This is a genomic window from Novosphingobium sp. Gsoil 351, assembly GCF_009707465.1.
In the GTDB taxonomy this organism is placed as follows: Bacteria; Pseudomonadota; Alphaproteobacteria; order Sphingomonadales; family Sphingomonadaceae; genus Novosphingobium.
On record NZ_CP046120.1, the window covers coordinates 639369 to 654595 of the forward strand.

Here is a 15227-nt window from a genome sequence, read left to right on the forward strand (position 1 = left end):
CGGCTATGGCGCGCGCGATGAACCGCCAGTGACTCATCTTGCGAGCGTGACCAGCGAGACGCTGTTGCACCCGGCGCGGTTGAGCTCGCCCATCACCGCCATCACCCGTCCGTAGTCGAGCCCGCGATCGGCGCGCAGCGTGATCAACGGACGTTCTGCGGCGCTACGGCCCGCACAACGCAGTGCATCGACACGTTGTGGCAGCTCCACTGGTGCGACTGGGACATCGTCAAGGAACACCCGGCCCTGCCTGTCGATGGCCAGCGTCACCTGATTGGCCTCCTGATCGAGCGCGTTGGCGCGGCTTTCGGGCAGGTCGACCGGCACGCCCGCGACCAGCAGCGGCGCGGTGACCATGAAGATGATCAGCAGCACCAGCATCACGTCGACCAGCGGAGTAACGTTGATCTCCGCCATCGGGGCGCGCCCGCGGCGGCGACGGCGGCCTCTTCCGCCCGCGGCCAGTCCCATCGCCATCTACCCGGCATCCAGTTCGCGGCTGAGCGTCGCGTGGAAGCGGTCGGCGAAGCGCTGGAGTTGCGCCTCCAGCGTGTTCACCCGGTGCGAAAAGCGGTTGTAGGCGATCACCGCCGGGATCGCCGCGAAAAGGCCGATCGCGGTGGCGAACAGCGCCTCCGAAATCCCCGGCGCGACCACCGCCAGCGACGAATTCTGCTGCTGTCCGATCATGAAGAAGCTGTTCATGATCCCCCACACGGTGCCGAACAGGCCGACGAACGGCGCCACCGAACCGACCGTGGCGAGGAAATTCAGCCGCTGCGCCAGCCGGTCGCTTTCCTCGGCGACGGTGATCTCCATCGCCTGGGCGAGCCGCTGGCGGGTGCCCTCGCGGTCGACTTTGGGACCTTGAGTGGAGCGCCGCCACTCCGCCAGCCCCGCCCCCGCGACCCTTGCCGAGGCGACGTCGCCCCTACCGCTGTCCTTGTGGAACGCGTCGATGTCGCGCGCTTCCCAGAACCCCGCCTCGTACGCGGCTGAGCGGCGGCGGACGCTCCCAAGCTTGAGGCTGAACGAAACGATGATCGTCCACACCCGGATGCTGGCGAGGAGCAGCCCGGCCATGACCGCCTGCACGACGATGTCGGCATCGAGGAACAGCCGGATCGGATCGAGATGCGTCGGCGTACCGGTGGAAGCGGTGACCGCGAGGGTCGCGAAAATGCTCATAAAGTAGGGGAGTTCCGGTGATCTGTGGGCGGGTCGAGCGGCGTGATGGTCCGCCCATTAACCAATTAAGCGCCCGAGCGTCCACCTTGCACCGCAAACTTCTGCGCGCGTGAGCGCCGGCAGGGCTCGACCCGCCGCACCTCCGTCTCTCAGTACCCCATCAGGCTCAGCACTTCCTTGCGGCTGCGGTTGTCGTCGAGAAAGCAGCCGAGCAGCTTGCTGGTGACCATCTCCACTCCCGGCGTCCTCACCCCGCGCGCGGTCATGCAGCTGTGCGAGGCTTCGATCACCACCGCCACGCCGTGGGGCTTGAGGTTTTCCCAGATGCACCTGGCCACCTCGGCAGTCAGGCGTTCCTGAACCTGAAGCCGCCGCGAGAAGCCGTGGAGCACGCGGGCGAGCTTGGAAATGCCGACAACGCGGTCGGTCGGCATGTAGGCGATAGAGGCCTTGCCGATGATCGGGGCCATGTGATGCTCGCAATGCGACTGAAACGGGATGTCCTTGAGCAGGACGAGTTCGTCGTAACCGCCGACTTCCTCGAACACCCGGCTGAGGTGGATCGCCGGATCCTCGCCATAGCCGAGGCAGTATTCCTTCCAGGCCCGGGCGACCCGTTTCGGGGTGTCGCGCAGGCCTTCGCGGGTCGGATCGTCGCCGGCCCAGCGGATCAGCGTGCGGATAGCCTCCTGCACCTCCATCGGAACCGGCACTTTGCCGCGTTCGACGTCCTCGTCCGGTGCGATCAGGCTGCTCATCGTCTTTCCCCTCTCTTATTCAATTTCGGCGTATCATGAATTTGGGTCGCCGCAGAATGCGCGAGCGGAACAGCCCGCGGCCCTTCTTATAGAAAGGCAACATTTCCTCGGGACGCTCGGGATCGAGTGCCTCGCTGTCGGCGATCGCCAACTCGGTCTCGGTCAATTCGCGAAGCTCGAGGCGGCGGAGACACTTGCCGCCCTTGGGCAGTGCATCGAGCATCCCGGCCATCGACTTGTTCGTGGCGAGCAGGTCGGCCACGATTTCCGGCGTCTGTCCGGTATGTTCGGCGAGCAGCTTGTGGCGCAGCGCAGTGATCGCCGGGCCGGCGCTCTCGCTGCCCGCGCGCGCCGCGTCGATGAACACGTCGAATTCGCTATCGAGCCCCATCGAACGGTTGTTGAAGTTGGCCGAGCCCACCCGGACGATTTCGTCGTCGACGATCATCAGTTTGGAATGGACGTATATCGGGGTGCCCTTCGCTCCATAGGGGCACCAGATGCTGAACCTCATCGCCGGATCGCGCTCGTGGATCGCGGCGATCAGGCGAATCCGCGCACCGTCCATGGCCGCCTGTTCGAGCCAGCCCTCGGCGGTCTCGGGGTTGATCAGGACGATCTCAGGAGGATCGGGTTGGCTGAGGCGCAGCGCGATCGCCTCGGCGACAACGCGCGATGCAAAATACTGGCTTTCGGCGTAGATGAACCGCTTCGCGCGCCCGATCTGCTCAACGAACAGCGCCTCGACCTCGCGGGTCTCGGCGACGTCATTGTAGGCCGCGCGAGTGCGCGAGAGGCCGACCTCGACGTTTCGGTGTTCGGCGACGAGTCCTTCCGGCCACGGCGAGGCGTCGACGGGCGGGCAGGCGTCCATCGGCGCGCCCCCAGCCTGTTCCCAGCGCTCGCGGCCGTAATCGCCGAGGATTTTGGCGACATCCCCCTCCATCGCCATCGTGCAGTCGTGCCATGGGCCATAGGACTTGCCGCTCGGGCGACGGCGGCGGGGGTCGTCCTCGATGTGCTCCGGCGTATCCCAGCGGTCGCCGGTCATGTCGATACCGCCGCAAACCGCGAACGTGTCATCGATGATTACGATCTTCTGGTGGTGGCTGCACCCCAGCGGGTGCGCGCTGTCGAGCTTGAAGTCGATCCCCGGGGTCATCCACCAGCGCACCAGGTCGAGCGGCATCCGTCCGCGCACGAACATCTTCATCGCGCCGAAGTTCCATTTCAGCACCCGCACCTGCAGGCCCGGGCGGCGTTTGACCAGCCACGGAATGAAATCGCCAACCCGATCGGGCGGATCGCCGCGGCGGCGTTTCGCGCCAGGTTTGCGGATGGTCAGGTCGATGCGGGTATCGAAATCCCAGCCGATCAGCAGGATGCGGCACTGCGCATTGAGCATCGCCTCGCGAATCCAGCGGAAATACTCCGCGCAATCGACGATGACGTGGGCCTTGGAAGCCTTGCCGTAACGCCAGACCGATTTCGATTCCGGCGCCTCACCCATGCAACTCCCCCGTTCGCGACCTCGGCTCCTGCTATCGCCGTTTTGCTCGATTGCGCAACTGTGCCGGATGAGGTTCGTTCCGCGCGCGCTTGCCCGCCGGGCCGAAGACTGCAAGGTTGGCGCGAGGGGAAGATCGTCGCATGGCCAGGAAACCGTCCGAACCGGGTGCCGCCGACCGCGCGGAAGCGCGCCAGGACGCTGCCGAAGCACTCGCCGAGGCGGCCACCTCGCGGCGCAGCGCGGCCCGGCTCGATGTCGCCCAAGTGCTCGAAGCGATCGCCGCCGCGCCGCCGGGTCCGAAGACCATCGCGGTGTTCGATTTCGACGGCACCTTGATCAACGGCTATTCCGCCAGCGTCTTCTTCCAGCATCAGCTGCGCCGCCGCGAGATGGGCGCGCTCGACCTGGCCGAGGCGATGACCGCGATGGCCCGGTCGGTGGCCGGAGCGATCGAGATGCAGGACCTGCTCGCGCAAGCCATCGGCAAGTGGAAGGGCAAGCGCGAGGACGCCCTCGAGGCGCTGGGCGAGAAGCTGTTCGACAAGTCCCTTGCGGACAAGGTCTATCCCGAGATGGTCGCGATCCTCATGGCCCATCGCAAGGCCGGGCATACGATCGCCATCGCCAGTTCGGCGACGCGCTTCCAGGTCGAGCCGACCGCGCGATTCCTGGGCGTGGAGAACGTCATGACATCGGTCTGCGAAACCGATGATCAGGGGGTGCTGACCGGCAAGTTGCTCGAACCGCAGATGTGGGGGCCGGGCAAGGAAGCCGCGGTCCGATCGTTCGTGCGCCAGCGCAAGGGCAAGCTCGCCGACACCTGGTTCTACGCCGACGGCGACGAGGAGATCGGGCTGATGGAGGCGGTCGGCCACCCGGTGCCGACCAACCCCGGCCGCGCGCTGGCGGCAGCGGCCAAGGCCAACGGCTGGGGCGTGCTGCGCCACGAGAGCCGGGGCAAAGCCACGCCCGAGCTGCTGACCCGCTTCGCCACCGGGCTGTTCAGCCTGATGCCGCTGCTCTACACCGGGTTCGCCTGGGGGATGATGACCCGCGACAAGCGCGCCGGGGCCAATATGGCGCTGCCCGCATGGGCGGATTCGGTGCTGCTGGCGAGCAACGTCAAGCTCAACGTGGTCGGCAAGAAGAACCTGTGGGCGCAGCGCCCGGCCGTGTTCCTGTTCAACCACCGCAACAACTTCGACGCGTTCTTCGTCGGCGCGCTGGTCCGCACCGATCTCGCCGCGATCGGCAAGGCCGAGCTCAAGACCAACCCGATCACGCGGATGATGGCCCAGTTCATGCCGGTGGCGTTCGTCGAGCGCGGCGGCGGCAGCGCGGCGGAGGCGGCCAAGGCGCTGCGGCCGGTGACCGAGCTGATCGAGCAGGGCTATTCGATCATGGTCGCGCCCGAGGGCACCCGCGTGCGCGACATGACCGTGCCGCTGGGGCCGTTCAAGAAGGGGCCGTTCCACATGGCGATGCAGGCGGGGGTGCCGCTGGTGCCGATCGTCATCCGCAACGCGCTCGACGTCGGCGGGCGCAACGCCACGCTGATGCGGAGCGGCACCGTCGACATCGCGGTGCTGCCTCCGGTGCAAACCGGCGCGTGGAGCGCCCGAACGATCGACCGGCACATGGCGGACGTGCGGCAAATGTATCTCGATACGCTGGAAAGCTGGCCCGATGGCGACTGAGGCGGAGTTCACCGGCGCGAACGGGCGGCGCATATTCACGCAAAGCTGGCTTCCCGAGGGAACCCCGCGCGATCACGTGGTCGTCGCTCACGGCTATGCCGAACATTCGGGGCGTTACGATGCGGTGGCCCGATTCCTGACCGCGCGCGGGTTCGCGGTCCACGCGCTCGACCACCATGGCCACGGCCGGTCCGAGGGCGCGCGCGCGGTGATCGAGCGGTTCGCCCAGGCCGACGCCGACATCGACACGCTGATCGACAAGGTCCGCCGGGACAGCGGGCTGGCGACGGTCAAGCTCATCGGCCACAGCATGGGCGGATCGCTGGCGCTCAACTATGCGCTGAACCACCAGGACAAGCTTTCCGGGCTGGTGCTGTCCGGCCCGGCAATCGGCGGCGCCTTGCCCTTCGTGCAGCGCTGGCTGCTGGCGCTGGTCTCGGCGATCGCCCCGCACACCGGGATGATCGCGCTCGACGCCGACGGGGTCAGCCGCGATCCGGCAGTCGTCGCGGCTTACAAGGCGGATCCCCAGGTGTTTCGCGGCAAGATTCCGGCACGCACCGCGTACGAGATGTTCCGCGCGATCCGCTCGTACCCGGCGCGCGTCGGATCGCTGACCGTGCCGTGCCTGCTGATGCACGGCGATGCCGACGCGCTGGTTTCGGCGGTCGATGCCGCGCCCTTGTTCCAGGGCATCGCCAGCGCGGACAAGACCATCCGGATCTGGCCCGGCCTGTTCCATGAAATCTTCAACGAACCCGAACGCGATGAGGTGCTTGCACTGACCGCGGACTGGCTGGAGGCGCATCCGGCGCGATAGGGCGACATCCTCGATGCCAAACGCGCCGTTGGCGCTCAACCCTCCAGCGTTTCGCGCGTGATTCCCTCGATCAGCTCAAGCGTCGCGGCGGTCTCGCGCAGCCGCGCCAGGAATGCGGCGCGGCGTTCGGCCAGGTCCGGGCCGGGATCGGTCAGACGCAGGTTCGCGGCCAGATCCAGCGCGGTCTTGAACAGCGGGCGCGAAACCGCCTCGGGGTTGCGCAGCTTCTGTTCGAGCAAGTGCTGGCGGCCCAGCCCGACCGCCGCGGTGACGATGGCTTCACGGTCGGCAGGCGCATCCACCGGCGCGCGGGTCAACAGTTCGGCAACCAGCGCATAGGCCTCTACGAATGCGCGCATCACCGAGTGCGCGGTGCCGACCCCGGCGAAGATTGCGCGGAAGGACTCCTCGGGGGTGACCGCGGCGCGCAGATGCTCGCGCCATTCGGGCGCGACGAGGTCCATCTCCTCGCCCAGCGCGCGCTCGAAGGCGGGCCGCTCGCGGAAGAAGAACTCGAACTTGAGCGCCTCGCGGCTGCGCACCGCGGCGGCGAAGAACGCTTGCTCACGCTCACGCGGCGGGCGCTCGGCGGCGGTCAACACGGATAGCTCGCCGATCGCCCGGTCGAGCACGAAGTGGAGCATCGAATTGCGATAGAACGCCGCTGCGATGTGCTGGTCGTTGCCGATGCCATAGACCGTTTCGTGCCCGGTATCGTGGCGCAGGACCACGCCCGATCCGATCAGCGCGTCGAGCGCGGCATCGAGCCTGCCGGGCTCGTCCAACTGCGCGCTGTCGGCCAGCGGCTGGCTGCGGGCGCGGGCGTGGGCGACCGCCAGCCCGGCATACCTTTCCAGCCGCGCCCGCGGCACCGCCCTGCCGCCGGTCGCTAGCAGTGCGAACGAGACCAGCGCGATTCCAGTGATCGGAGTAACCTGATTGGTTTGCCAAGAAACCGCCAGCGCCAGTTTTTGCATCGCCAGCAGCGCCTCGGGCGATTTTGCATCGAGTGCCGGGTCGGGCGGCCCGAGCGCCTCGCGCATCGACAGCGGTTCGCCGACACGGAGATACGCCTTGCCATAAGGCCGCCGCAGCGCGCGCAGATACGACAGCATCCAGCGAAAGCTCTCGGCCGGTTTGACCTCGCCGCGCGCCTCGCGAATGAAATCGGCGGTCTCGTAAACCTGGTCGTAGACCACCGCGATCGGGACCAGCTTGACGTCCTCGACCCTGCCCTGGCGATAGGCATCGACGACGTAGGTCATCAGCCCCAGCTTCGGCGGAAGCAGCTTGCCGGTGCGCGAGCGGGTGCCTTCGGGAAACCATTCGAGGCTGAACCGCCGCTCGATCATGTAGGCGAGGTATTCGCGCAGCGCGAAGCGATAGACCGGGTTGCCGGTGATCCCGCGGCGTACGAAGATCCGCCCGGCCTTGCGCATCAGCGGCCCCATCGGCCAGAAGCTCATGTTGATCCCGGCGAACAGCGTCGGCGGCGGCAGGCCGTGCTCCCACAGCACGGTATCGACGATCGGTGCGTCGAGATTGGCCTTGTGGCTGGGCAGGATCAGCGCGGGATAGCGCGCCAGCAGCGGCTCCAGCGCCTCGACCTGGCCCGGCACGAGGTCGATCTCCCCGTAGGCCCGCGCATAGCCCCAGCGGAAAAACCGCATCATCCGGTCGAGCACGAACGGGCTACGCTCGGTGCGCAGTTCGTGGAGGTAGCCGGCGGCTTCGGCGGCGATCTCGCCTTCGGATCGCCCAAGTTCGTCAGCCAGCCGCGCTACGCCCTCGCGATAACCCGGCGTGGCCGCTACATCCTCGGGCGTGATCCGCGGCGCTTTGTAGCGGCGGCCCTGGACCCGGACTTCGGCGCGTTCGAGCGACAATTCGGCCTGGCGCGCGACAAACCCGGCGAAGTCGCTGTCGATTCCACCACCCGTGCGCTGCTTCCACCGCGCGCGCAGGGTCCCGAGTGCGGCGGGTTCGGCTTCGGCGAGGTTCCAGCGGCTGGTGTCTCCGCTGGCGATAAGCCGACGCTTGAGGCGTTCGGAGGGATTGCGCGGATCGCCCAGGGCCAGCAACCGGTTGTTTTTCGGCGGCAGCCACGCGATCCGAACCGGGGCGAGCACCGCCGTGTCATCGTCGAGCGAGGCGACCAAGCGCGCAACCGCGTCGGAGGCGGGACCGGTCTGACGATCGAACAGAAAGAGCCGCGAGCCCGAAGCAGCGAAAATCTTTTCGAGCAGTTCGCGCTCGGTTGCGCCGCGAGCAGCGCCAAGCACGATCCGCGGAGGCGCATCCGGCGCGACGTCGGCGACTGCCCTGGACACCCCGCTCATCGCCTGCTCCCCTCCCCCGTGGAGGATTGGTCGAACGATGGAAAGCGCAAGCCCGGGGCGGAACAATCCGCCCCGGACTTGCCATTCAGATCAGAACTTGCCGCGCAGGGTCACGCCATAAGTGCGCGGTTCGGCGAGGAACTGCGAGAAGATCTGGCGCCCGCCCGGATACTGCGGATCGACGAACGGGGCCGAGGTGGTGCCCGCCTGGAACGGCGTGTTGAATCCGACCTGGGCATAGTGCTTCTGGAAGATGTTTTGACCCCAGAACTCGACCGACCACTTCTCGTCCGGGCCGCGCACGCCGACGCGAGCGTTGAAAAGCGCGAACCCGTCCTGGATCTTCTGCGGGAACAGGTCGGAGCCCGTGTTGTAGTCGCTGCTCATGCGGCCATCGACATAGAACAGCGCGGACAGTCCGCTGTCGCCGATGTCCGGCGTCCAGGTCACGCTGCTGGTCGCCACGTACTTGGGCGCGTTCGACAGGGTTCTTGCCCGGCAGGAACCGCAGTGCGGGATCGAGCGGTGCGCCGGTCTTGTTGCCGACCAGGTCGCTGCGGTATTTGGTGTCGGCGTAAGTAAAGCCGAACCCGACGCGGAAGTTGCGCGCGGGCGAGATCGAGGTCTCCAGCTCCACACCCTGCGCACGCACGCCATAGCTGACGTCGCTCTTGGCGCAGGCGCCCGTAGTGGCCGCCGCGGCGTTGAAGTTTGCGCCGGCGGCGGACAGGCTCTGATCGCTGTCGGTCACGCCCAGGTTCGCATCGCAACCGTTGATGTTCTGGACGAGGAAGACCGTGCCGTTGAAGGTGTTGAGCTGGAAGCTGCGGAATTCCGAGCGGAACAGCGCCAGGCTGGCGCTGAACGGCCCGGTCGCGTACTTCGCGCCCAGTTCGTAGCTGGTCACCTTCTCAGGATCGAACTGAAGGTTCTTGACTAGCGCCTGCGCGCCGCCGACCGACGCGAACGTCGCGGTGGGCGATTTCAGCGCCGAGCGATCGAGGTTGAACCCACCTGCCTTATAGCCGCGCGCGTAGCTGGCGTAGAGCAGCAAGTCGTCGGTCGCCTTGTACGAGAGGATCGCGGTGCCGGTGAACTCGTCCTCGCTGCGCTTGTCCCGGATGTTGACGCCGTTGAGCTCGGCGGTCGAGTTACCCTGGCAAGAGAGCCCGATCAGGCCGACGGCGGTTGCACCCAATGTCGAGAGGAACGGGGTCAGCGCGGCCTGCTGCGCCGTGCAAACCGTGTTGTTGTTGCCGAACGTGGTGTTGAGCTTCTTCTTGTCGTTCGTATAGCGAACGCCCAACGTCAGATCGAGCGCATCGGTGACGTGGATGATGTTGTGCGTGAAGAGCGCATAGTTGCGATCCTTCTGGCCATACATGTCGAGCGTGCTGCCCAGGTTGTTGAGCGTCTCCAGCCGATCGATCGCCGCCAACAGCGCTCCCCCAAGCACCGCTGAACCACCGGTCGCGGCGCCGCTGCCGACGACCGCACGGCCCGTCGGCGACAGACATCCCGCCGCGGTCGGAGCATAGAATCCGGCCAGCCCTCCGCCTGAAACGACGCGGCAGGTCGCGAAGCGGCCGTACTGGTTGCCGAACTTGAGGTTGTCCTGCACCTTCAGCCGCTCGTCGGCGTAATAGCCGCCGATCAGCCAATCGAGCTTGCCGCCGAACGCCTCGCCCTGAAGGCGCACTTCCTGGGTGAAGGTGTGGAACTGGCGATAGAGATCCTTGCTCGGCGCGCGGTAGAGGATGTCGACCGCGCTGTAGTCGACGTCGCCGGCCTGGCCCGAGCGATACTCGCGATAGGCGGTGATCGAGGTCAGCTTGGCGTTGCCGAAATCGTAGTCGATCTGGGCCGAGCCGCCGTAGTCCTTGGTCTTGCCGAAGAAGCTTCGGCCGGGCGTGACATAGGCGGTGCGGTCATGCCCCGGGGTCAGTCCGGCGAGCGGTTGGCCGAGATCGCGCAGCACGTTGATGATGTTGTTGCCGTTCTGCTGCAACGGGCTCAGCGGGGTCGAAGGGAAGTTGAGGTCGCCGATGAACGGGTTGACCGAAGCATCGACATAGGTTGCCGAGCAGCACCGCTCGCGGCGGAAGGTGTAGTCGCCGATCAGGCGCACGCTCAGCGCGTCGGTCGGCTCGAACAGCAGCTGGCCGCGCAGGAAATAGCGGTTGCGGTTGTTGATCTTCGTGTTGTTGGCGGGATCGGGATTGAAGCCGTCACGCTTGACGTAGACGCCGTCGAGCCGGGCGGCGATGGTTTCGCTCAGCGGGCCGGTGACGCTTCCCGAAGCGCGCATGTAGTCGTAGTTGCCGTAGGTCAGCTCGCCGGTGCCGCCGAACTGGAATGCGGGCTTCTTGGAATAGATGCTGATCAGGCCGGCCGACGAGTTGCGCCCGCCCAGCGTGCCCTGCGGGCCGCGTTGAACCTCGATCCGGTCGAGTTCGCCCAGCTCGTTGAGGCCGATGCCCGAACGCGAGCGATAGACGCCGTCGATGAACACCGGGACCGAGCTTTCGAGGCCGGGGTTGTCGCCAACCGTGCCGATGCCGCGGATACGCGCCGAGCCGTTGGCTTCCGATCCGGTCGACGAGACCAGCAGCGAGGGCGCGACCTGGTTGAGCTGGCGGATGTCGTTGGCGCCGCTGTTCTTGAGCGTTTCGGAGTTCACGGCCGAAATCGCGACCGGCACGTCGGCGAGTTGCTGCGAGCGGCCCTGCGCGGTGACGATGATGTCGGGACCGGACGGTGCGGCTTCCTCATCGGCATTCTGCGGCGCGGCGGTGTCCTGAGCGAAGGCGGGGACGCCCGCCACTGAAGCCAGCGCGAAGGCAGCGAGCGAGGCTGCGGTGCGAATTGCCGATTTTGCCATGTGAAATATTCCCCTGCGGTGGGGCCGCAGCCCCATTGAATCCCGGAAGGAGGAGGGTCGTAACCCGCGGCGCTTGGCCACCCCCGCCCGTGCCCGTGCCCGGCGTGTTCCCGCCGGTGCATCGCATGGCAATTGTGACGGTTGACAGGAACAGTCAACGCTCAACGCCAGCGCGGTGGCCCGGGGGCCGCGGGCTGTTGCAAAATAGCTTCAGTCGCCAGGGGTCGAGTCGGCCAAGACGAGCGCGTCGAACCTGCTTCGCCCCCGCGCGTTTGCGTTTGCCCCCCCTTCGCCTATAGCCGCAGGCTAACGCCCCGGCCCTTTCCGACGCCGCCGTTTTCACGGCGCATCGGCGCCGGGGCTTGTCGTTTCGATTGCAGAAAGCACGTGCCCATGTCCCGCCGCCGCCAGATCTACGAAGGCAAGGCCAAGATCCTCTACGAAGGTCCCGAGCCGGGCACGATCATCCAGTATTTCAAGGACGACGCCACCGCGTTCAACGCGCAGAAGCGTGGGACGATCAACGGCAAGGGCGTGATCAACAACCGCATCAGCGAGTACGTCTACACCCGCCTGTCGCACATCGGCATCCCCACCCACTTCATCCGCCGCCTCAACATGCGCGAGCAGCTGATCCGCCAGGTGGAGATCATCCCGATCGAGGTCGTGGTCCGCAACGTGGCCGCGGGCAGCCTGTCCAAGCGGCTGGGGATCGAGGAGGGCGAGCCGCTGCCGCACACGCTGATCGAATACTACTACAAGGACGACGCGCTGGGCGATCCGCTGGTCGGCGAGGAGCACATCGCCTGTTTCGGCTGGGCGAACAACGACGAGATGGCCGACATGTCGTCGATGGCGATCCGGGTGAACGATTTCCTGTGCGGCATGTTCGCCACGATCAACATCCGCCTGATCGACTTCAAGCTGGAGTTCGGGCGGATCTGGGACGGCGACTACGCCCGGGTGATCCTGGCGGACGAGATCAGCCCCGACGGCTGCCGCCTGTGGGACATGACCACCGGCGAAAAACTCGACAAGGACCGCTTCCGCCGCGACCTGGGCGGCGAGAGCGAAGCCTACCAGGAAGTCGCCCGGCGGCTCGGCCTGCTCCAGGAAGACGGCGGGCCGAGCGAAGTGTTCGACCTGTCGCACCACCGCAAGCTGCGGGGGAAGAAATAGCCCGATGAGCCTGCGTCGCGCGCTCGTCGCGCTCGTTGCACTCACACTGGCGGGAGGATGCGCGGCCGTCCCGCGCGAAACGGCCGCCCTTCCCCCGCGCCCAAGCCCGACTGGGCGTTCCAGGCCAGCGACCTCCCGGCCGATCCCGCGTTCCGGTTCGGCAAGCTGGCCAACGGGATGCGCTACATCATCCGCCAGAACCGGCGCCCCGAAGGCACCGCGCTGGTGCGGATGGAGATCGAGGCGGGCTCGCTCGACGAAAGCGACGACGAACGCGGGTATGCCCATTTCGTCGAGCACATGGCGTTCAACGGATCGACCAACGTGCCCGAGGGCGAGATGGTCCATTTGCTGGAGCGCAACGGGCTGGCGTTCGGCGCGGATACCAACGCCTCGACCGGGTTCGAGCAGACCCAGTACAAGCTCGACCTGCCGCGCAACGATCCCAAGCTGCTCGACACCGCGCTGATGCTGATGCGCGAAACCGCCAGCGAGCTGAAGTTCGACGATGCCGCGGTCGCGCGCGAGCGCGGCGTGGTGCTGTCCGAGCTGCGCGACAGCCTGACCTATTCACGGCGCAATCTGGAGGATCAGCTCGCGTTCCTTTATCCCGACGCGCGGTATCCCAAACGGCTCCCGATCGGGGTGGTGGAAACGCTCAACAAGGCCAACGGCGCGAACCTCAAGGCCTTCTGGGCGCGCGAATACACCCCAGCGGACACCACGCTGGTGGTGATCGGCGATTTCGATCCGGCGGCGGTCGAACAGAAGATCGTCGCCCGGTTCGGCGGCTGGCCCGCGCGCACGCCGACGCCGCGTCCCGATCCCGGCAAAGTCGATCCCGCGCAGAAGAACGCGACCGATGTGTTCATCGACCCGGCGCTGTCCGAACGGGTCACCGTTTCCCGCCATGGTCCGTATCTGGACGAGCCCGACACGATGGCCAACCGTCGCGCCGCGCTGCTTCGCGAAATCGGCTACGGCATCGTCAATCGCCGCCTCCAACGGGCCGCCCGGCAGGTCGATCCGCCGTTTCGCGGTGCGGGGGTCGGCACTTCGGACGTGTTCAAGATCGGCCGTACGACCAACCTCATCGTCGATGTCGTCGACGGCAAGTGGCAGCGCGGCCTGATCGCCGCCGAGCAGGAATACCGCCGCGCACTGAAATTCGGGTTCACCGCCGCCGAAGTGGCCGAGCAGGTCGCCAACGTCCGCGCCCGTTCGCTCAACGCCGCGCGCGCGGCCAACACCCGGACGAACGCGGCCCTGGTCGCCGCCGCCTTCGCGCTGGTCGAGGACGAGCAGGTCCCGACCACGCCGCAAAGCTCGCACGAACGGTTCGAGGCGTTCGCGCCTTCGATAACGCCCGCGGCGGTGATGGCCGCGATGCGCGTGGAAGCGGTGCCGCTGAAGGACCCCCTGATCAGGCTGCAGGGCCGGACCCAGCCCGCCGGCGGCGCCGCGGCGATCCGCCAGGCGTGGAACCAGGCGGCCAGGATCAAGTCGACGCGGAGCGCCGCGGGCGCGGAAGATGGCTGGGGTTACACCGATTTCGGCACACCGGGCACGGTCGTTTCCGACACCCGCGATTCGCTGCTGGGCATCCGCACCGTGCGTTTCGCCAACGGGGTGATGCTCAACCTCAAGCAGACCGCGCTCGAGCAGGACCGCGTGCGGATGAGCCTGGCGATCGACGGCGGCGACATGCTCAACACCAGGGCCGATCCGCTGGCGACCGAGATGACCCCGTTCCTGTCCGTCGGCGGCCTGGGCAAGCACAGTCAGGACGAGCTGCAATCGATCCTGGCCGGCCGGACCGTCGGCGGCGGGCTGGCCTCGGGTGGGGACACGTTCTCTTCGCGCGCGGTCACAACCCCGGCCGATCTCGAACTGCAACTCCAGTTGCTCGCCGCCTATGTCGCCGATGCCGGCTATCGCCCCGAGGGCGAGGAGCAATACCGGCTCAACATCGCCAACTTCTTCGCCCAGGCCTTCGCCACCCCCGGGGCGGCGCTCGCCAACGGCCAGGGCGCGGTGATCTCGGACAACGATCCGCGCTATTCGCTGGGCAAGCCCGAGGCTTACCAGACGCTGACCTTCGCCAAGCTGAAGGCCGACATCGGCGAGCGGCTGGCGCACGGGGCGATCGAGATCGGGCTGGTCGGCGATATCGACGAGGACAAGGGTATCGCGCTGGTCGCAAAGACGTTCGGAGCGCTGCCGCCGCGCGAGCCCGCATTCCAGCCCTATCCGGACGCCCGCAAACGCGTGTTCACGTCCAAGCGCGGCCAAACGATCATCCGCCACACCGGAGACCCCAGCCAGGCGGTCGTCCGCCTGGTCTGGCCGACCCGCGACGATGCCGATCCGATCGAATCCATGCAACTCGAAGCCCTGGAGCGCGTCGTAAGGCTGGAACTGACCGACGGCATCCGCGAAAAGCTGGGCAAGAGCTATTCGCCCTCGGCCTCGAGCGGACTCTCGCGGACCTATCCCGGATACGGCGAATTCACCGTCACCGCCTCGGTCGACGTGACCGACGTCGCCGCGACGCGCGCGGCCATCGCCCAGATCGTCAGGGACTTGCGCGACAAGCCAGTGAGCGCGGACGAACTCGCCCGCGCGCTCGCCCCTCTGGCCGAGGAAAACGCCAACCTGCTCAAGACCAACGGCGGATGGATGAACCTGGTCGATCGCGCGCAAAGCCAGGCGGACCTGATCGAACGCTACGCGCGCTTCCAGGAACGGTTGAAAGCGGTTACCGCCAAGGACGTCCAGGAGCTGGCGCGGCGTTACCTGGCGCCGGGCCGTGCGGTCGAACTGATCGTATTGCCCAAGGGCGCGAAGCCTTAGAG

At 67.0% G+C, this 15227-nt stretch carries 9 protein-coding genes and 1 pseudogene; 4 read left to right on the forward strand and 6 right to left on the reverse strand.

Annotated elements, in window-relative coordinates; all coding sequences use genetic code 11:
- Positions 1-33 precede the first annotated feature (33 nt).
- The 4 genes from GKE62_RS03030 to GKE62_RS03045 form a co-directional block, all read right to left on the reverse strand.
- Positions 34-477: an ExbD/TolR family protein gene (locus tag GKE62_RS03030; protein WP_154690952.1), complete on the reverse strand. Its 444-nt coding sequence runs from the start codon at positions 475-477 to the stop codon at positions 34-36.
- Positions 478-1188, reverse strand: coding sequence for a protein TolQ (tolQ, locus tag GKE62_RS03035; RefSeq protein ID WP_154690953.1), 711 nt, complete (start codon positions 1186-1188; stop codon positions 478-480).
- Between the two features lie 149 nt (positions 1189-1337).
- On the reverse strand, positions 1338-1946 hold the full coding sequence (gene folE / locus GKE62_RS03040; protein WP_154690954.1) for a GTP cyclohydrolase I FolE: 609 nt from the start codon (positions 1944-1946) through the stop codon (positions 1338-1340).
- A 19-nt stretch (positions 1947-1965) separates the two neighbouring features.
- Entirely contained in the window at positions 1966-3456 is a 1491-nt protein-coding gene (locus GKE62_RS03045) for a phospholipase D-like domain-containing protein (protein ID WP_154690955.1), read from the reverse strand.
- A 140-nt stretch (positions 3457-3596) separates the two neighbouring features.
- Here GKE62_RS03045 and GKE62_RS03050 point away from each other — a divergent pair, with 140 nt between their 5' ends.
- Both GKE62_RS03050 and GKE62_RS03055 read left to right on the forward strand, forming a co-directional pair.
- Positions 3597-5153, forward strand: coding sequence for an HAD-IB family hydrolase (locus tag GKE62_RS03050; RefSeq protein ID WP_154690956.1), 1557 nt, complete (start codon positions 3597-3599; stop codon positions 5151-5153).
- Positions 5143-5973 carry an alpha/beta hydrolase gene (locus GKE62_RS03055; protein WP_154690957.1) on the forward strand — a complete coding sequence of 277 codons (831 nt, stop codon included), beginning with the start codon at positions 5143-5145 and terminating at the stop codon, positions 5971-5973. Before GKE62_RS03050 ends, GKE62_RS03055 begins: the two co-directional genes overlap by 11 nt.
- 35 nt (positions 5974-6008) lie before the next feature.
- On the opposite strand, the gene GKE62_RS03060 is transcribed toward GKE62_RS03055, so the two are convergent.
- On the reverse strand, positions 6009-8312 hold the full coding sequence (locus GKE62_RS03060; protein WP_154690958.1) for a 1-acyl-sn-glycerol-3-phosphate acyltransferase: 2304 nt from the start codon (positions 8310-8312) through the stop codon (positions 6009-6011).
- A 90-nt stretch (positions 8313-8402) separates the two neighbouring features.
- Positions 8403-11193: pseudogene (locus tag GKE62_RS03065) on the reverse strand (TonB-dependent receptor).
- 393 nt (positions 11194-11586) lie between these two features.
- Here GKE62_RS03065 and purC point away from each other — a divergent pair.
- Positions 11587-12372 carry a phosphoribosylaminoimidazolesuccinocarboxamide synthase gene (gene purC, locus GKE62_RS03070; RefSeq protein WP_154690959.1) on the forward strand — a complete coding sequence of 262 codons (786 nt, stop codon included), beginning with the start codon at positions 11587-11589 and terminating at the stop codon, positions 12370-12372.
- A 57-nt stretch (positions 12373-12429) separates the two neighbouring features.
- A complete protein-coding gene (locus GKE62_RS03075; RefSeq protein ID WP_154690960.1) occupies positions 12430-15225 on the forward strand; it encodes a pitrilysin family protein in 2796 nt (931 codons plus the stop codon).
- Positions 15226-15227 lie beyond the last annotated feature (2 nt).